Consider the following 17,848-nt stretch of genomic DNA (forward strand, 5'->3'; position numbering starts at 1 on the left):
CCGACAGATTGGAATATTCTGCGTAAGCTACGGCATCTCAACTGTTGCTCACATGAATTCAGCTCCGCTTTCCGGCCTATACGCGCCTTCTCTGAGTTTGCTCACCGACCTCTACCAGGTTACCATGGCCTACGGCTACTGGCAGCAGGGTTTGCAGGATCGGGAGGCTGTGTTTCACTTGTATTTTCGCAAGGCTCCGTTTGGCGGGGGCTACGCTGTGGCAGCGGGCCTGGCCTACGCCGTCGACTATCTGCAGAACCTGCGGTTTTCGGAGGACGACTTGGCTTATCTGGGTGGTCTGAAAAGCAGCAAGGGCGCGGCCATGTTCCCGTCGGAGTTTTTGCAGTATTTGCGGGAGCTGAAGTTTACCTGCGACGTGGATGCTGTTGCGGAGGGCACCGTGGTGTTCGGCAACGAGCCATTGATTCGGGTGCAGGGGCCCTTGCTACAGGCCCAGCTAGTAGAAACGGCCCTGCTTACGCTCGTCAATTTCCAAACCCTGATTGCTACCAAAGCGTCCCGCATCCGGGAGGCTGCCGGCTCCGATATGGTGCTGGAATTTGGGTTGCGCCGGGCCCAGGGCGTAGATGGCGGCCTGAGTGCCAGCCGCGCCGCCTACCTTGGCGGGGCCGATGCTACCAGCAACGTGCTGGCCGGGCAGCGCTTCGGCATTCCGGTGAAGGGCACTCACGCCCACAGCTGGGTTATGGCTTTCAAAGACGAGGGAACTGCCTTCACGGCCTACGCCAAGGCCTTCCCCGACGACTCCGTATTTCTGGTGGACACCTACGACACGCTGGAAGGCGTGCGCCACGCCATTAAGGTGGCCCGCGAGATGCGCGCCCACGGCCACGAGCTGGGCGGCATCCGCCTCGATTCCGGCGACTTGGCCTACCTCAGCCGCGAGGCCCGCGCATTGCTGAATGAGGCCGGGTTCGAGAACGTGCGCATCGTGGCCAGCAACGACCTGGAGGAAAACCTCATCACCAGCCTCAAGCAGCAGGGCGCCAAAATCGACACCTGGGGCATCGGTACGCAGCTGGTCACGGCCTACGACCAACCGGCGCTGGGGGGCGTGTACAAGCTGGCCGCCCTGCGCAAACCCGACGATTCGGGCTGGGACTTCACCATCAAGCTCTCCGAGCAGCTGGCCAAAACCAGCATTCCCGGCATCCTGCAGGTGCGCCGCTACGAAACCGATAAAGGCCAGCCCCGCGCCGATATGCTCTACAACACCGCCGAACCGCTGCCCGCAGCCTTGACGCTTGTGGACCCACTGGATGCCACCCGCCGCCGCGCCGTGCGCCCCGATGCCCCGTTCCGGGAGCTGCTGGAGCCCATTTTCCGCCGCGGCGAGCTGGTGCATACGCTACCTACACTCCAGGAAAGCCGCGCCCGCGCCCAGCGGGAAGTGCTCAGCCTCGACCCCAGCATCCGCCGCTTCCTCAACCCGCATGTGTATCCGGTGGGGCTGGAAGAGTCGTTGAACACGTTCCGAACGAAGTTGATACTGGAGAAGCGGCCGGTGCGGCCGGCGTAGGGGCTCGACACTTTGCGTCTCGTCGTTGCAGATGTTATTTACTGCGCGGTTCCAGACCGTTCAATGGGGAGACGCGAAGTGTCACGTCTCTACACTCGACTAGGCTGCATGGGATTTACGCCAATCCAAACTTCTCCCACAGCTTAGGCAGCATCTTGGGCAGCTGGTTTTCGGTCCAGTCTTCTCCTTTTGTTTCGGAGCCGAAATCATAGCTGAGGCCGCGGGCGGCGGCTACTTGCCGGGGGAAGGTGTCGTCCTCCTCGGTTTTGCCCGTACACTGCTCGAAAGCAGTAGTAGCCACGTACAACAATTCTTCGAAATCCCGATACGGTTCTTCAATAACTGCCGCTAGGGTATTCGGGTGCTGGAAGGTGTTGGTGAATACAGCCTCTCCCTGCCCTATCAGCCAGCACCGGAAATACAGATACGGGTCGTCTGACACGTAGCCGTCGATAACCTTCTGCGCCGCCATGATGTTGAAAATGGTCGGCTTCCAGCAGACACTCGCGCAGAATGCACTCAAAATCAACAATCTGATCCGGCTCCAACTCTGCCAGGCTGCTGACCAACGCCTGCTCCTGCAGCTGCTGGTCGCCGTGGGCACTTGTTTTAGCCGCTTCCAGTAGCTGCCAGAAGGTTGTCTTATTCATGATAAGGAAGAATATAGCCTGAGCCGCGAAATACGACAAAACTCTACACTCCGTCAGCCAACGTGTGTACTACTGTGTTCTGCCGCTCCTGCTACTTTTGCCCCTGACGCCGTGTTACAGCCTCACCTGCTCCCAACTCCTGGTAGCCTAAACACATTCCACCTCATGCCTACCCTGAAATTCAAAACCAGCATCAACTGCGGCAACTGCCTGCGCGCTGTCACACCCTTCCTCGACGCCGAGCCCACCGTGCAGAAGTGGAGCGTGGACACAAATAATCCCGCCAAGATTCTCACCGTGGAAGGCGAAAACGTCATCCCGGAACAGGTGATGAAAGCTGTTGCGCAGGCCGGGTTTGATATCGAGCCGTTGGCGGCGTAGCACGCGGGACAGTACCCCATATAGCCCGTCATGCTGAGCTTGCCGAAGCATCTCTACCTCTGGCTAACTTTCTTAATTAGCACTGCGGTAGAGATGCTTCGGCAAGCTCAGCATGACGGGCTTTTTTTCTCTTATGTGAAGGCTATGCCTGGTAGCGCAGCTCGCCGGCGCCCACCCGCAGCACCACGTCAGTTTCCGGGGTGATGCGGCCGGCTACCTGGGCCTGGTAGCCACGGGCACGCAGGGTTTCGGCCACGGCTTCGGCTTGCTCGGGCTCCGTCACGAGGAGCATGCCGTTGCCCATGTTCCAGTAGAGGTACGCTTCCTGGGGGGTGATGCCGGCCAGCTCGGCCAGCTGCTGCATGGCAGGCAGGGGCGCAAACAGGTTATCGAGCACGGCCCCTACCCCGTTTTTGAGCACGCGCCGGAAGTTGTCGGCAATGCCGCCGCCGGTGATGTGCGCCGCCGCATGCAGCGGCAGGCCGGCATCGAGCACTGCCGCCACGCCCGGCGAGAAAATCAGCGAAGGGGCCAGCATCACCTCGCCCCAGGTCTGGCCTATTTCGGCGGCATCGGTGCCGGTGTAAGGAGCGTTGTGCCACTTCTCGCCGAAAGCTTTGGTAAGGGCGCGGCGGGCCAGGGAGTAGCCGTTGGAGCGGAACGAGGGCGAGCGGAGCGCCACCACGGCCTGCCCGGCGCGCACGTTAGCCCCACTCAGGGGGCGCTCCAGGCTCGGGTGCAGCACGCCCACGGCCGTGGAGCACCAGTTGAAGTTCATCTTGGCGCCGGGGTAGCCCCCGATGCGGTTGCCCAGCTCGGCAATTTCGCCGCCCGTTACGGCAATCTGGCTGAACTGGGCCGCGTCGTGCAGGCCGCGCATCAGCTCATCTACCACCTCATAGTTGAGGGTGTTCACGTCAATGATGTTGGAGAGGTTGGTGGGCACGAAGCCGGCCACCACCAGGTCATCGGCTACCATGGCAATCAGGTCGTAGCCCAGCGTGTCGTAACGGTCCAAGCGTTCAGCCACCTCAATCTTGGTCCCGATGCCATCGGAGCCGATGCCCAGCCGCTCGGCCCCGAACCGGATTTCGTTGGAGAAGCCGCCCGCCAGGTCCTGGGCCGGCTCGCCGGGCTTGCCCGCACGGGTCGAGAAGGTTTTCTGGGCCCAGTGGTAAGCGTTTTTGGAGGCGGCGTTGCCTTCTTCGATGGAGTAGCCGGCGGTGGCTTTGAGGTTGGTATCGGCGGAAGTCTGGCTCATGGCAAAGGGGCGAATCAGGGAATAGGTCTGTCATCCTGAGCGGAGCGAAGGACCTTATCATACTGGAACGAGTTGTTCGATAGTGACTCAGGCGTGATAAGGTCCTTCGCTCCGCTCAGGATGACAGGCGGTTAGGTTAATGTTCCGTTGGCGCGGGGGCTTTGGCGCTGACGGAGGTGGGCGCGGGCTCGTCCTTTTTCTTGTCGCCCCGGTGGCTCTGGCGCTCCTCCTGAATGTGGCGCAGGTACTTGGTCACGTCGCCGGTGGGGTAGTGGCCGGTGAAGCAGGCGAAGCAACTGCCACCGTGGCCTTTCTCCTCAGAAAACAGTTCCTGCAAATCCTCCACCGATTGGTAAATCACCTTGTCAGCCTCGATGTAGCGGCAGATTTCTTCCTCGGTGTAGTTGGCCGCAATCAGCTCGGTGCTCATGGCCATGTCGATGCCGTAAATGCAGGGCGAAATGATGGGCGGGGCGCTGCTGATGAAGTATACCTCGGCGGCCCCGGCCTCGCGCAGGATGCGCACGATGCGCCGGGAAGTAGTGCCGCGCACGATGCTGTCGTCCACCACGGCCACCTTCTTACCCTCCACAAACTCGCGGATGGGGTTCAGCTTTTTCTTCACGATGTCCTCGCGGCCGGCCTGGCTGCTCACGATAAAGGAGCGGCCCATGTGGTTATTCTTCACCATGGCGCGGCGGTAGGGCACCCCAATAGCTTCGGCCAAACCAGAGGCTGAGAAGTAGCCTGACGAGGGCACGTCAATCACCATATCCGGCTGAATCCCCGACTCAATCACCTTCTTGGCCAGCATCTTGCCCAAGCGCACCCGTTCCCGGGCCACCAGGCGGCCGTGGATGGTGGAGTCTTCGCGGGCGAAGTAGATGTGCTCGAACACGCAGAAGTTTTTGGGCTGCTCCTGCTGGTTTTTGTGGTGCACCTTGAAATCCTTGTCGATGAACACCGCCTGGCCGGGGCCTACGTTTTCCACGAACTCGAAACCCAGGTAATCAAAGCAGGTGCTTTCCGAGGCGAAGGCGTACACCGGGCCGCGCTCCGTTTCGCGGCGGCCCAGCACCAATGGCCGGATACCCAGCGGATCGTTGAAGGCCAGCAGGCCGTGGCCGGCAATGATGGTGATGGTGGCGTAGGCCCCTTTCACCAACTCCTGCGTCGTCTCCACGGCGTCGAAAATGTCGATAACCGAGATGTTGTCGAGGTTTTTCAGGCGCAGCTCCGAGGCGAAGGTGTACATGATGAGCTCCAGGTCATTGCTGGTTTTGGGCAGCACGTGGTACTTCTCATGCAGGCGCTTGGCGGCCGAGCGGAAGTTGATGACGTTGCCGTTGTGCACCATCGACAGCCCAAACGGGTAGCTGGTGGTAAACGGCTGCGCCAGCTCGGCATCACCGGAACCCTGGGTGGTGTAGCGCGCGTGCCCGATGCCGATGTTGCCCTTCAGCTTCTTGAGCTGCTTGGGCTTGAACACGTCGGAGATGAGGCCGTTGCCCTTGCAGAGGTGGAAGTTCTCGTCGAAGGTGGCAATGCCGGCCGCGTCCTGGCCGCGGTGCTGAAGCGCGGTGAGGCCGAACACAATATCGTGCGCAACGTCATCAGGACCGTAAAAACCTACTATTCCGCACATGTTGGGTTGTCAGTTGCCAGTTGCTCGTTACCGGGCCGCTGTGGGTGGTGGGTGGTACTATAGCACGTCATGCTGAGCGAAGCCGAAGCATCTCTACCGCTTCGTTGCAACGCTATATGATTAGCCAGAGGTAGAGATGCTTCGGCTTCGCTCAGCAGGACGTTCTTGGTTGATGAGTTCAGCCAGCGTTTCGGCGTACATGCGGTGCTCCACGGCTAGGCCGCGGCGCTCTACTTCGGCTAGGGTGTCGGCCCCGCGTAAGTCAACAGCATGCTGGGCCAGAATAGGTCCGGTGTCGAGGCCTTCGTCCACCAGATGCACCGTGATTTTGGTTTCGGGCAGGCGGTTGTCGAAGGCCCACTCGTAGGCGTGCAGGCCTTGGTGCTGGTGCGTATCGGCGGGATGAATGTTGACGATGCGGCCCGCAAATGCGCGGATGAACGTGGGCGACAGAATACGCATGTAACCAGCCAGCACCACGTAATCGGGCTGATACTGTTGCAGCACTTCTACTACTTCGGCATCAAACTCGGCCCGCTTGCGGCCCTGGCTGCTGCGGCTGGCGGTGGGGCAACCCAGCGCGGCGGCCGTGGTCAGCCCGGGCGCGTCGGGCACGTTACTGAACACCACGGCTACTTCGGCCAGCTCCTGCAGCACACCGTGTTGCACGGCGTTTACCAGGGCCACCATGTTGGAGCCCCGGCCCGACAGCAGAATGGCCAGGCGCGCTTTGCGGGTGCTATGGTTACCAGTTGCCTGCAAGAGTCGGTTCCGGCCGCTGGCCGATGTCGGTGCGGATGTACACATCCTGGAAATTCACTTTTTCTGCTTCGCGGTACACGTGCTGCACGGCGTCCTCCAGCTCCTCGCCGTGGCCCACCAGCACCAGCACCCGGCCGCCGTTGGTCACCAGCTCGCCGGTTTCGGTGCGCTTGGTGGCCCCGTGGAAAGCCAGGATGCTGGGGTGCAGCTGGTCGAGGCCGGTAATGGGGAGGCCGGTGGGGAAACTGGCGGCGGGGTAGCCGCCCGAGGCCAGTACCACGCCCACGTAGTAGCCGCGCCGCTGGCGCACCACGGTTTGCTGCAGCTTGCCGTCGAGGGTGGCTTCAATCAGCTCCAGCAGGCTACTTTCCAGGCCGGGCAGCAGCACTTCGGCTTCGGGGTCGCCGAGGCGGGTGTTGTACTCGAGTAGCTTGGGGCCTTGGGGCGTGAGCATGATGCCGAAGTACAGGAAGCCGTTTAAATCGAACTGCTCATTTTGCAGGCCGCGCAGGGTAGGGTCTACAATGTCGGTGCGAATGGCGGCCAGCACGTTGTCGTCACAGAAGGGCACGGGGCAATAGGCGCCCATGCCGCCGGTGTTGGGGCCCTGGTCGCCGGCCAGCAACTGCTTGTGGTCCTGGGAGGGGCTGAGCAGGCGGATGCGGTTACCATCGGTGATGCCGATGATGCTGATTTCGGGGCCGGTGAGCTTTTCTTCGAGCAGGAAGCTGAACCAACCGCTGTGCAGGCGGGCTAAATCGTCGAGGGCGGCGTGGGCCTCTTCCACCGAGGAGCACACGTAGACACCTTTGCCGGCTGCCAGCCCGTCGAACTTCACTACCACGTCGCCGTTCAGCTCAGCAGCTTTGGCGCGGGCGGCGTCCATCTTGTCGCTGCGGAACTGCCAGGACAAGGCCGTGGCTACCCCGTGGCGGCGCATGAAATCCTTGCTCCACACCTTGGAGCTTTCCAACGTAGCCCCCGCCCGCCCCGGCCCAAACACGCGGATATCGGAACCCTTAAAGAAATCCGTGACGCCCGCCGCCAAAGGAGCCTCGGGCCCTACTACTATCAGTTTCACGCCCTGCGCTTCGCAGAAGGCTTTGATGGCCGGAAAATCGGTGGCGCTAATGTCAGGTTGACTGTTCGGAATGCCGGCATTGCCGGGCAGCACGTGCACGGTGGCGCCGTCACGGGTCAGCTTCCACGCCATGGCGTGTTCACGGGCCCCGCCGCCGAGGAGTACTATGGGTGTTGGATTCGTCACGGTGTCGTTCTAGTGTTGGTTCCCGCAGAGGGCGCAAAGGTTTTCGCAGAGGTGTGCAGAGTCGTTCTAACTGATATCGTCAATGGAAACAATCCGGTCCTCCGCAAACTGAAACACCGACCTACCCTGCAGTTGCAGCGCGTCGCCCGCTTTCAGGCCGTTGGGGAAATCTACGGCCGCCACGGCCGAGTAGTCAATGCGTACTTCAGCGCTGTTGTCGGCGAACTGCCAATCGGTAATACGCTGCTCGCGCTGCGAAAAATACGATTTGGCTTGCTCAGCCTGCTGGCGGAAGCTCTCCTTGCCAGTGGTGGTCAGGTTAACTTCCCCGCCGGAAATATTGCGAAATACTACCTCCTCGTGCAAATGGCGCAGCATGCCAGCTACGTCAAAGGCGTTGTACGCTTCGATGTAGTCGGTTACCAGCTTTTTTGCCTGCGAGGGTTCCATGCTACTTGGCGTCTTGAATGATACCAGCGCGCACCAGGTTGCTCACCATGCGGGCCTGCATATCGTTGTCGTTAGAAGATGCAGCGGGCAGCGGGGCGCCGGTGATACGCTCGTAGATGTCGAGGTAGCGGCGGGTGGCCTCGGCCGAAACTTCGGGCGTGAGGGCGCGGGGGTACTGGCCGTCCTGCTTGTGGGCAATCAGCCACTGGCGCACGTACTCCTTGTCCATCTGCTCGGCGGCCTCGGGGTTGCGGGCGTAGTTGTCGGCGCTCCAGAAGCGCGACGAATCGGGCGTGTGGATTTCGTCAATCAGCAGCAACTCCCCGTTGCGCAGCCCGAACTCATACTTGGTATCCACCAGAATGATGCCGCGCTCAGCCATCCACTGGGAGGCAAAATTGAACAACTCCAGCGCCTTCACCCGCATCTGCTCGTACAGCTCGGCCGTCACCCAGCCTTCGGCCACCAGGTTCTCGGGCGTAATCTCCCGGTCCGATTCTTCCTTGGTGGTAGGCGTTACGATGGGCTCGGGAAACTTCTGGTGCTTGGTCAGGCCATCGGGCACCGATACGCCCGAAAAGCTGCGCTGGCCCTGCTGGTAGCCTCGCCACATGGAGCCGGTGAGGTAGTTGCGCACCACCATCTCCACCCGGATGGGCTCGGCCTCTTGGGCCAGCGTAACGTTGGGGTCGGGCAGGCTGATGACGTGGTTGGGGATGATGTGCCGGGTTTTGTCGAACCAGAAAGCCGCCAGCCCGTTGAGTACGGCCCCTTTGTGCGCCACGGGCGTTTCCAGCACCGAGTCGAAGGCCGACAGCCGGTCAGTTACCACAATCAGCCGCTCCCCCGACGGGGCGCGGAACGAGTCACGAACCTTGCCACGGTGCAGGAGTTCGAGTTGGGGCGTTTCGAAGTGGTTGAGGGTGTTCATGCAGCGTGAGTTTATCAGGTCGTGCGGGCGAAGTGCCTCACCCCCCGGCCCCCTCTCCAGGGGGAGAGGGGGTGCCAGGCGTCCTTAATTCTTTACAGAGTGTTGGAATAGAGCAGCACTTATTTTTTGCAGCACGGTAGGCAGTTGGTGCAGTACCTGTCCATTGGTGAAACGAAGCACGTAATAGCCTACCCCTTCCAGCTCATAGGTGCGGCCCGAGTCGTACTCGGCTTGCCCCGCTTCATCGTGTACCTCACCATCCACTTCCACAATCAGGTTGTGCTGGGTGCAGATGAAATCCACAATAAACTTACCAATGGCGTGCTGCCGACGGAACTTAGCATCGTCCAGCTGCCGGTTACGCAGAGCCTGCCATAACACATCTTCGGCCGGAGTAGGCTCGCGGCGCATCTGTCCGCTAAACGGCTTCAGACGTTCGTACCACAGAGTCTTGTCTGCCGTCAGTCGTGGCCTATTCCCGCCTTCCTGCTGCTCATCTGTACTTGCTTGCTCAACGCCAAGCTCCCCCTCTCCCCCTGGAGAGGGGGCCGGGGGGTGAGGCAACGACGCCACGTGCTCCACAATGTTGCGGAACAGCCATATCCCGTCGCCCTCCTCACTCAGGCCGGGGGTAGCGCGCTTGCGGCGGGCCCAGTCGGGGTGGTTGTAGAGCGAGAGGAAGGCTTCGGGGTGGGGCATCAGGCCGAACACGCGGCCGGTGGTATCGGTCAGGCCGGCGCAGTTAAGGTCGGCACCGTTGGGGTTGAAGGGGTACACGTCGGTGGGGGCCCCGTCGAAGTCGGCGTAGGTGAGGCAGTTCAGGCCGCGGGCCTCAATGGCGGCGCGAGTGGCCTCGTCCTGGATGATGAGGCGGCCTTCGCCGTGACGCACGGGTACTTCCAGCGTCGTGAGGCCCTTCAGGAAGGGCGTAGTGGCGCGGGGGTTAACGGTCAGCTTCACCCAGCGGTCCTCGTAGCGGCCCGAGGCGTTGTGCGTGAGGGTTACTTCGGGCGTTACGGTGCCGCTCAGGTCGGGTAGCAGGCCCAGCTTCACCAGCACCTGGAAGCCGTTGCAGATGCCCAGCACGTGCTTGCCGCCGGCCACAAATTCCTTGATGTCGTCAAGCAGCGTGCGGCCCTCGGCGTTGCGGCGGTAGCGCAGCTTGTTGGCCAGCACCACGCCCGAGCCCAGGTCGTCGCCGAAGGAGAAGCCGCCGGGGAAGTTCAGGATATCGAAGTCGTGGATGCTCACGTGACCGTGCAGCACCTGGTTCAGATGCACGATGGTGGCCTCGGCCCCTACCAGTCGGTAGGCGGCGGCAAATTCTTCCTCGCAGTTGATGCCAAAACCGGTCAGGATAAGCGCCCGAACTTTTGAGTTGTCAGTTGCCAGTTGTCGGTTGTCAGTTGGCTGTTCTTCCTTGGTTTTCAGGGGCTCGGTGGATTCGTGGCCGGGGTCTACGCTTTTGAAGCCGGGCAGCACGATTTCGCCTTCCCGAGTTACCACTTCGTGGCCGGGGTCGTCGTGCTGGGGGCGCGGGGGCGTGTGCTGGTCCGGCAGTTGGGGAGTCTGTTCCATGATTAATGCGCGGTTTCGGGGTGGCCGAAGCCGATAATGCGGTTTACCGGACCGTTGGTCCACTCGTGGCGCAGGGCCGCCGTGCTGGCCGAAATGACGGTGTTACCCGCCTGCCGCACCGTCAGCTGCCCGTTTGGCGTAACGCGGCCCAGGCGCGTGGCGCGGCTGCCAAAGTGCTGCTCGAAGGCCACCACATCCTCGGGGGCCACCGTGGCCACAAAGCGGGAGTGAGACTCCGAAAACAGCTGCACGTGCACCGGCAAGCCTTCCGGCAGCTCCACCTCGGCCCCAAAGCCGTGGCCAAACGTGGCCTCAGCCAGGGCCACCGCCAGCCCGCCATCCGACAGGTCGTGGCAGCTCTGAATCAGGCCCTGGTCGTTGGCCTCCCCCATCAGGACATAGAGGGCTTTGGCCTGCTCGAAGCGAACCTGGGGCACGTTGGCGCCCAGCTCACCGAAAAGCTGGTAGAACTCCGAGCCGCCCAGCTCGTCGTAGGTTTCGCCCAGCAGGTACACCACGTCGTCGGCCTGCTTGAAGTCGGAGGTGATGGTGCGGCGCACGTCGTCCAGCTTGGCCGTCATGGAGTATAGCACCGTGGGCGGCACCGAAATCTTCACGCCGTCGGCTTTGAAGTCGTTTTTCATCGAGTCCTTGCCCGAGGTGAGCGGGATGCAGTAGGCCGCCGTGGCGTCGCGCAGGGCCTGGCACATGCGCACCAGCTTGGCCAGCTTGTGCTTGCCATCGGGGTTGCCTACGGCATCGTACACCGAGTCGGGCACGCAGAAGTTGTCGTTCACGGACCAGAAGTTGCCGTCGCCGTAGCTGAGGTTGGGCAGCTTGCCGCCCACGGCCACAATCTGGCGCACGGCCTCATCAAACGCGCCGGCCGACATGTGGTAGGCGTCCAAATCACCGAAGCGGGGCAGAATGCCGTTGCTCACGGCCACACCTTCCCAGCTCTCGAAGTTGAAGCGCACCACGGCCGCATCCTGCGGGGCCTGGCCGGTAGCGCCCATGAGGGGCTTAATGATGGTACGGCCTTTCACCTCGTGGTCGTACTGCCGAATCACCGACTCGCGGGAGCAGATGTTGAGGCTGCTCAGCAGGCGGGTCAGGGCGTCGGTGTAGTCGGTGGCAGGAGCCAGCGCGGGCTCCTGCGCCGTGGGCTTGCGCCACTCGGCTTCCAGCACTTTGCGCGGCACGCCGTCGTGCAGGAAGTGCATGTCCAGGTGGGCCACCGGCTCACCGGCGAAGCGCACATCGAGGTAGCCGTCGGCGGTGAAGTAGCCGATGTCGGTCAGCTCCACTTCCATTTCCCGGCCCAGGGCCAGCAGCTCGTCCAGCTTGGCGGGCTCCACGGCCAGCGAAAACCGCTCCTGCGACTCCGACACAAAGATTTCCCAGGGCCGCAGACCGGGGTACTTCAGCGGCACGCGCTCCAGCTCCACCACGGCCCCGCCGCTGATGGTCGCCAGCTCGCCAATGCTCGACGACAAGCCGCCCGCGCCGTTGTCGGTGCTGCACTTGATGAGGCCGCGGCGCGTGGCCAGCAGCAGGAAATCCATGGCCAGCTTCTGGGTGATGGGCGAGCCAATCTGCACGGCCGTGGCGGGCGAGGTTTCGTCCAGCTCAATGCTGCTGAACGTCGCGCCATGGATGCCATCTTTGCCCACCCGGCCGCCGGCCATGATGATGCGGTCCTGCGGGTCGATGTTCTTCTCCCACGAATCGAGGCCGGCCAGCTGCATGGGCATCACGGCGCCGGTGCCGCAGTACACCAGCGGCTTGCCGGCGTACCGGTCATCAAACACGATGCTGCCGTTCACGGTGGGCACGCCCGACTTGTTGCCGCCGTCCTCGATGCCCTTGCGCACGCCCTCAAAAATGCGGCGCGGGTGCAGCTGGTTGCTCAGCAAAGTCCCATTGAACTCGGGGTTGCCAAAGCACAGCACGTTGGTGTTGAACAAGAGCCGCGCCCCCCCGATGCCAGTTGCCAGCGGGTCGCGGTTGTTGCCCAGAATGCCCGTAATGGCCCCGCCGTAAGGGTCGATGGCCGAGGGCGAGTTGTGCGTCTCCACCTTCCAGACGAACAGCGACTCGGGGTTGATGCGCACGGCCCCGGCGTTATCTGAGAACACCTTAATCAGCCAGTCGTTGCCGTTGGCGCGCAGCTGACGGTCTACTTCGGCGGTGGCGTCCTTGATGTAGGTTTTGAACAGGGAATCCACTTCGAACTTCTCGCCCGTATCGGCGTCCCGGTACTTGATCAGGGCTGAAAACTCCTTGTGCTTGCAGTGCTCCGACCACGTCTGGGCAATGATTTCCAGCTCGCAGTCCGTCGGATCCTGGGGCAGGCCGGCAGCCTGGCGCTCTTCCCGGATGCTGGTGTAATGGTCGCGCACGGCGCGCATTTCCTCCAGGTTCAGGGCGTAGAGGTTGTCTTTCGACAGCTTCTGCAGCTCCTCATCCGAGAGGCCCACCAGCCCTACTGTCTCCGTAACAGATTCGGCCCCACCGCCCGGCCGCGGCGTGTAGTCGCGGATCTGGGCAATGGGGCCGACTTCGAAGCGGTTGATGAGCTTGTTGCCCAGCAGCTCCTGCGCGAGCTGGCGCAGACTACTTTCGGGCAGGGCTTCTTCCAGGAAGTAAAGCCGTTTCGAGAAGATGTGCTGGGTATGGGTGTCGAGCGGCTCGTTGAGGAAGTCGCCGAGGGCGTTCTGGGCCGAAATACCTTCGTCGTCGGTGACGCCGGGCAGCTTGGCAACGAGGATGTAGCTCTGGTAGTGGGCGTTGTGGCGAAACTCGTCGAAGGCTACCTCATGCAGCACCGGGTCCTGGAGGCAGTGGGTGGCGAAGTCGCGCAGCTGCTGGTCGGTGAGGGGGTAGCGCACCGTGTAGAGGGCGGTGCTTTGCACGTGGCCGGTGTGCAGGCCGAGGTGGCGGTGGGCCGCTTCGGCTACGCGCTGGCCCTCGCCGTCGTGTTGGCCGGGCTTAAGCAGCAGCTGGATGGTTCTTTGGGGAGATTCCAAAAGAGGGAGGTTTGTCTATTTTTCGGGTTTCCCACGCCTGGCGAAATTGCCATCGTGAGGAAGCATACCCGCCCGGGGTACGCCGAAAATGCCTTGCCGCGGGGCCGGTTGCCGCCGTCGGTAGGTTTAAGAAAACGCTTTATCGGGCCGACTGCCCGGTTTTACCACCGGAATGTTTGCCCGGCACAGCGGGCACTCATCGGGTGCGTAGGTAGCCGCCGTGACCGGCAGCAGGGCAAAGTTCGGAAAAGAAAGGTCAGCTTTCCCACTGGTGCGGTCAATTAAACTGGCCACGGCCAAAACTTTTGCGCCCAGGCTCGTCAGTACCCGCGCTACCTCGTTGGTGCTCTTGCCGGTAGTCACCACGTCCTCGGCAATGATAATTTTCTGGCCGGGCTCGATGGTAAAGCCGCGCCGCAGCGTCATCTGGCCCGTGTCGTCGCGCTCCGTGAAAATGCCGGGCACGCCCAGTTGCCGGGCCAGCTCGTAGCCAATCACCACGCCGCCCATGGCCGGGCCCACTACCACATCGGGCTGCAACCCGGCCTCCTGAATCCGGCGGGCCAGCTCGGCCGCGGCCGGGGCAGCCAAGTCGGGCCGGCGCAGAAACCGGGCGCACTGCACATAAGTATCGGAGTGCAGGCCCGACGACAGCCGGAAGTGCCCGCGCAGCAGCGCATCTTCCTGCAACAGCTGCTGCTCCAGGGTTTCGGGGGTGAAGGTGGTGTGGGGGGAAGAAAGCGACATTACTGTATTACGTAGCTTGTTTTAGATGCGAGTGTGTAGGTTCAATCAACTCTTAATAGCTATTCTCAGTCAACAGAAGAATCCGATTAATGACTGACAATAGGTGTTGGACCGAGCTTAAAGTATGCTGCAGGAACAGTCCAAACTTCTATTCTACCTTTTACCTGCTCATACCCTGAGTCCCATCGTTTGGGATTGTTACCCCCAAACCAAACTGCAATGTGTTCTTCCGGCACTTCTTCGTCACCGAGGAGTTGACCGCTTAGCCCCACCACTACGCCGGGCTCATCATCCAACATCACAATGTCGCCTAGCTTGAACTGCATATAACTAGGCTACTACAGGCCGCAGCTGATTCATTTGCGCCACCAGCTCCCGGGCGGCAGCGGCGGCATCTTCAGCCTGCCAGAGGGCGCGGGAGGTGTTGATGAGCAGGCCGGTGCCATCGGGGCGCAGGCCGGCGCGTAGCGTGGCGGCCAGGTCGCCGCCCTGGGCGCCTACGCCAGGCACTAGGAACCATTGGTCGGGGCAGAGGGCGCGCAGGCGGGCCACGGCCTTGGGGTTGGTAGCACCTACCACCAGCCCAATGCCGCCGTGCTGCTCATCAAGCTGGCGGGCCACGCGGGCGGCACAATCGGCCAGGGAGCCGCCGCGGGTGAGGGCCACGTCCTGCAGGGAGTGGGTAGGCTTATTGGAGGTTTTGGCCAGCGCAAACACCAGCTTGCCGGGCCGGGCGAAGGGCACAATGGCGTCGTCGCCCATATAAGGGTTCACCGTCACGCCGTCGGCCCCGATGATGTCGTAGGCGAAGCGGGCGTAGTGGTCGGCGGTGTTGGCAATGTCGCCGAACTTCCCGTCCAGAATCACCGGAATACCATCCGGCACGCGCTGCACGGTGTCGCGCAGTAGCTGCACCCCGTTTTCCCGGCTCAGGAAGAAAGCCAGGTTGGGTTTGAAGGCAGCGGCGTATTCGCTGGTCTGGTCAATCACCTCGGCCAACCGGCGGGTCACCTGGGCATCGTCGCCCACGGGGTCGAGGCCCACGCAAAGCAGTGAATTAGCGTGCTGAACTCGTTGAATTAGCTTTTCCATTCGGAGGAAACGGTTTCAGGGTGAAGATGGGCGCACTCGGCAGCTAGGCGGGCCGTGAGGCCGGGTTCCAGCCACTCCCCACTTGCAATCTGCACGGCAGACGCGCCGCAGCGCAGGTAATCCGTCACGTGGCTGGCCGTGAATACTCCGCCCGTCCCGAAGATAGGCAGGGTAATCCGCTCATCGTGGGCCAGTTCCCAGACGCAGCGCAGGGCCACCGGCCGCAGTGCTTCGCCGGAAAGGCCACCGGCCAACGGAGCAGCTGTAGCATCGTCGGGCAGGTGGAGGGCTTTAAGCAGGTTGGTAGCGGCTAGGGCGGTGGCTCCGCCTTCCTGTGCCCCCAGCGCCAAGCCCCGGATATGTTCGGGCCACGGCGGCAGCTTCACAATGACGGCGGCCTCGGGGCTCAGCTCATTGCGCACGGCCTGGGTGGCTTCGCGGACAAATCGGGCGCTGAGTTCTTCCCCCTTTCCGGTATCAGGCTGGGCAATGTAGACTTCTACGCCGGCAATCAGGCTGCCAGCTTCGCGGGCCAGGAAGCGCGCAATCTTGCGGAAGCCGGGAATGCCAGGGGCCGTGATGCTCACGAATACCGGCACGCCGTAGCGCCGCAGATTGGGCAAGTGCTCCTGCACCAGAATTTCGGCGCTTTCGGTGCGCATGTTGGTGGCATTGAGCAGGGTTTGCTCGTTCACCTGCCAGATGCCTTCTTCGTAGAGTCCGGGCTTGGGCTCCATCGTGACGGTGCGGGTGAAAATAGCCCCCAGACGCTCGTAGCCCGTTCCATCCAGCTGCCATGAGGCCGCCGCGAGGCACACGGGGTTCCGTAGCGTGAGTTGTCCGAGTTGCATAGGTTCTGGAAAATAGAAAAATCCATCGGTTGGCAAGAGAAACGCTCCTGCTGTTCGTCAGGACTGGGTTCAAACAAAACATACCGCCCGAAACGGGGTGGTCAACCACGGGCCGACTTGCGCCAGAATCCCCTCTGATCTTCTATCACCCCGTTGGTCGAGCCACCCCTACCCGGCCTCCGGAGCCAGGTTTTGCCGGGTTTGTATTAATGAAGTCTGGCCGTGCACCTAGAGTCCGTGCTCGGATTCACGTTGCTGGTGGCAACAAGAGCGGCGGCAACCATTTGCTGAGTGAGCGTGGTGGGGTCGTTCATAGTGGAAACCAGCTATGGAGTGAAAAATTAGAAAATGTTAAGATGGGAGTTGCTTTGCCTGAGCCTAGCTAAGCCGGCCGGGCACAAAAAAACCGCTTCGAAAACCGAAGCGGTGAAAGTAGCAAAGCCAATAAAAACGAAAGAGTCAGCAGGGACAACGACCTTCCGGTCATCTCGCAGGACAGCGTTTCGCTCGGCCCCGCGCTTCAGCAAGTGGTATTGATTTAGTTGAAGCACGTCACAAAAGTACCAGTGCACTTTATCGCCACCAAACAGAACTGCAAAATAATTTTCCGATAACTACTCTATGGTTTTGGGTTTGCACCGCTCTGACGCTAGAAAATAATGACCTGCACTCCTATTTATTTTTCTGACTATCAGCACTTTTCATATATCACCAATAAAACCACTATAAACATGCACATGGCGTAGAACAGCCAATCAACGTAATAGAAGGGTCAGCGCTTAGCATCTCAACCAAGACGACAAGATGGGAATTGTCATATTTTCGAGCAAGCTTTCTGTTGTTATAGATTTCTACGTGATCTTCAATTATGGTTTCCTGTCCATACACAATGTTCAGTTGGAGTAGTTATTCCACTTCACTTGTTGTGTTCTTAACAAAACCACAATCATAATTACGTACTTCAATCTGGAAGACAAGTTGTATTTTTGCAGCATCCGTCACTTTATCTACAAACTACTTCATGAAAAAATTGGTACTCATGTTTGTCTTGGGCAGCTTACTGGGAATAAGCCAAAACGCGCAAGCACAAGACGGCCAGGTAGGATACAGTGAGCGGGTTCCGGATGACAGTTCAAACAAAGCGGTTTTGTATAAACGGGCCACTGATTGGGTGGAAAACCACTTTACCTACGTTCCCAAAGCTGTAACGCGCACAGATTCTGCCAAAGGCGAAATGCGGGTGGAAGGCACAGCGCTGGTGAAAACGACCACCCCATCTGGCCAGTTGAAAGAGCGGCCCGTGCGCTTCGAGTTTATTTTCCATGCGCTACCCACTGGCTACGATTACAGTGTAGGCGGCTTCCAGGTGGTACCCGACGCCGGCAAGCCCAATGACACGGTCCCCTTCGACGATTTTGTGGCGCAATTAGCCACCGAGCGCACCAACGACCGTACTCACAATGACCGTCGTGTGACGGCGCAGGCCAACTCTCTGGCCAGTGAAATTGCCATGTCGTTCCGCTCGTTTATGAACAGCCGGCCCGCCGAGGGCGCAGTGGAATAGCACCGCAGAAATGCGGTTGTCTGTGGTAGGCAGGCGTAGTGCAAGTTATGCTGGCAGTGCCCGCCCTTAGGTTGCTACCACTCACTTATGTGGCTGCCTT

At 61.0% G+C, this 17,848-nt stretch carries 16 protein-coding genes and 1 pseudogene; 3 read left to right on the forward strand and 14 right to left on the reverse strand.

Translation table 11 applies throughout. From position 1 onward, the window contains the following. Positions 1-52 precede the first annotated feature (52 nt). Entirely contained in the window at positions 53-1,540 is a 1,488-nt protein-coding gene (locus tag H8B14_RS03835) for a nicotinate phosphoribosyltransferase (RefSeq protein ID WP_187314255.1), read from the forward strand. A 115-nt stretch (positions 1,541-1,655) separates the two neighbouring features. Here H8B14_RS03835 and H8B14_RS03840 read toward each other — a convergent pair whose 3' ends face one another. Continuing rightward, positions 1,656-2,012, reverse strand: a complete 357-nt coding sequence (locus tag H8B14_RS03840) for a DUF4240 domain-containing protein (protein WP_187314256.1) — start codon at positions 2,010-2,012, stop codon at positions 1,656-1,658. Positions 2,013-2,064: 52 nt separating this feature from the next. Beyond that, a pseudogene (locus tag H8B14_RS21400) lies at positions 2,065-2,190 on the reverse strand (DUF4240 domain-containing protein); the annotation flags it as partial. A 165-nt stretch (positions 2,191-2,355) separates the two neighbouring features. On the opposite strand from H8B14_RS21400, the gene H8B14_RS03850 reads away from it, so the two are divergent. Further along, positions 2,356-2,571, forward strand: a complete 216-nt coding sequence (locus H8B14_RS03850) for a heavy-metal-associated domain-containing protein (RefSeq protein ID WP_187314257.1) — start codon at positions 2,356-2,358, stop codon at positions 2,569-2,571. Between the two features lie 142 nt (positions 2,572-2,713). Here the strand turns inward: H8B14_RS03850 and H8B14_RS03855 are convergent, their stop codons facing one another. The 12 genes from H8B14_RS03855 to H8B14_RS03910 form a co-directional block, all read right to left on the reverse strand. After that, complete coding sequence (locus H8B14_RS03855) at positions 2,714-3,832, reverse strand: AIR synthase-related protein (RefSeq protein ID WP_187314258.1); 1,119 nt, start codon at positions 3,830-3,832, stop codon at positions 2,714-2,716. Between the two features lie 136 nt (positions 3,833-3,968). Then, positions 3,969-5,477 carry an amidophosphoribosyltransferase gene (purF, locus tag H8B14_RS03860; protein WP_187314259.1) on the reverse strand — a complete coding sequence of 503 codons (1,509 nt, stop codon included), beginning with the start codon at positions 5,475-5,477 and terminating at the stop codon, positions 3,969-3,971. Between the two features lie 120 nt (positions 5,478-5,597). Further along, positions 5,598-6,239: a phosphoribosylglycinamide formyltransferase gene (purN, locus tag H8B14_RS03865; RefSeq protein WP_261989862.1), complete on the reverse strand. Its 642-nt coding sequence runs from the start codon at positions 6,237-6,239 to the stop codon at positions 5,598-5,600. After that, the gene (gene purD / locus H8B14_RS03870) at positions 6,223-7,506 is read right to left on the reverse strand and encodes a phosphoribosylamine--glycine ligase (RefSeq protein WP_222840531.1); all 1,284 of its coding nucleotides are present in this window, start codon (positions 7,504-7,506) and stop codon (positions 6,223-6,225) included. Before purD ends, purN begins: the two co-directional genes overlap by 17 nt. Positions 7,507-7,572: 66 nt before the next feature. Then, complete coding sequence (locus tag H8B14_RS03875; RefSeq protein ID WP_187314261.1) at positions 7,573-7,956, reverse strand: nuclear transport factor 2 family protein; 384 nt, start codon at positions 7,954-7,956, stop codon at positions 7,573-7,575. Position 7,957: 1 nt separating this feature from the next. Beyond that, positions 7,958-8,887, reverse strand: coding sequence for a phosphoribosylaminoimidazolesuccinocarboxamide synthase (locus tag H8B14_RS03880; protein ID WP_187314262.1), 930 nt, complete (start codon positions 8,885-8,887; stop codon positions 7,958-7,960). An 84-nt stretch (positions 8,888-8,971) separates the two neighbouring features. After that, on the reverse strand, positions 8,972-10,465 hold the full coding sequence (locus H8B14_RS03885) for a phosphoribosylformylglycinamidine synthase subunit PurQ (protein WP_187314263.1): 1,494 nt from the start codon (positions 10,463-10,465) through the stop codon (positions 8,972-8,974). A 2-nt stretch (positions 10,466-10,467) separates the two neighbouring features. Next, the gene (locus tag H8B14_RS03890; RefSeq protein WP_187314264.1) at positions 10,468-13,494 is read right to left on the reverse strand and encodes a phosphoribosylformylglycinamidine synthase subunit PurL; all 3,027 of its coding nucleotides are present in this window, start codon (positions 13,492-13,494) and stop codon (positions 10,468-10,470) included. A 126-nt stretch (positions 13,495-13,620) separates the two neighbouring features. After that, positions 13,621-14,241, reverse strand: coding sequence for an orotate phosphoribosyltransferase (pyrE, locus tag H8B14_RS03895; RefSeq protein WP_187314265.1), 621 nt, complete (start codon positions 14,239-14,241; stop codon positions 13,621-13,623). A gap of 86 nt (positions 14,242-14,327) precedes the next feature. Then, positions 14,328-14,567 (reverse strand): hypothetical protein, encoded by a 240-nt coding sequence (locus tag H8B14_RS03900; protein WP_187314266.1) that lies wholly within the window; start codon positions 14,565-14,567, stop codon positions 14,328-14,330. A gap of 4 nt (positions 14,568-14,571) precedes the next feature. Next, positions 14,572-15,333, reverse strand: coding sequence for an orotidine-5'-phosphate decarboxylase (gene pyrF, locus H8B14_RS03905; protein ID WP_187314267.1), 762 nt, complete (start codon positions 15,331-15,333; stop codon positions 14,572-14,574). Next, positions 15,321-16,184 (reverse strand): dihydroorotate dehydrogenase, encoded by an 864-nt coding sequence (locus tag H8B14_RS03910; RefSeq protein WP_187314268.1) that lies wholly within the window; start codon positions 16,182-16,184, stop codon positions 15,321-15,323. The genes pyrF and H8B14_RS03910 overlap by 13 nt, the downstream gene beginning before the upstream one ends. Positions 16,185-17,223: 1,039 nt before the next feature. Between H8B14_RS03910 and H8B14_RS03915 the strand changes: the two genes are divergently transcribed. Next, a complete protein-coding gene (locus tag H8B14_RS03915; RefSeq protein WP_261989902.1) occupies positions 17,224-17,748 on the forward strand; it encodes a DUF4468 domain-containing protein in 525 nt (174 codons plus the stop codon). Positions 17,749-17,848 lie beyond the last annotated feature (100 nt).

This window comes from Hymenobacter puniceus (genome assembly GCF_014333525.1).
In the GTDB taxonomy this organism is placed as follows: domain Bacteria; phylum Bacteroidota; class Bacteroidia; order Cytophagales; family Hymenobacteraceae; genus Hymenobacter.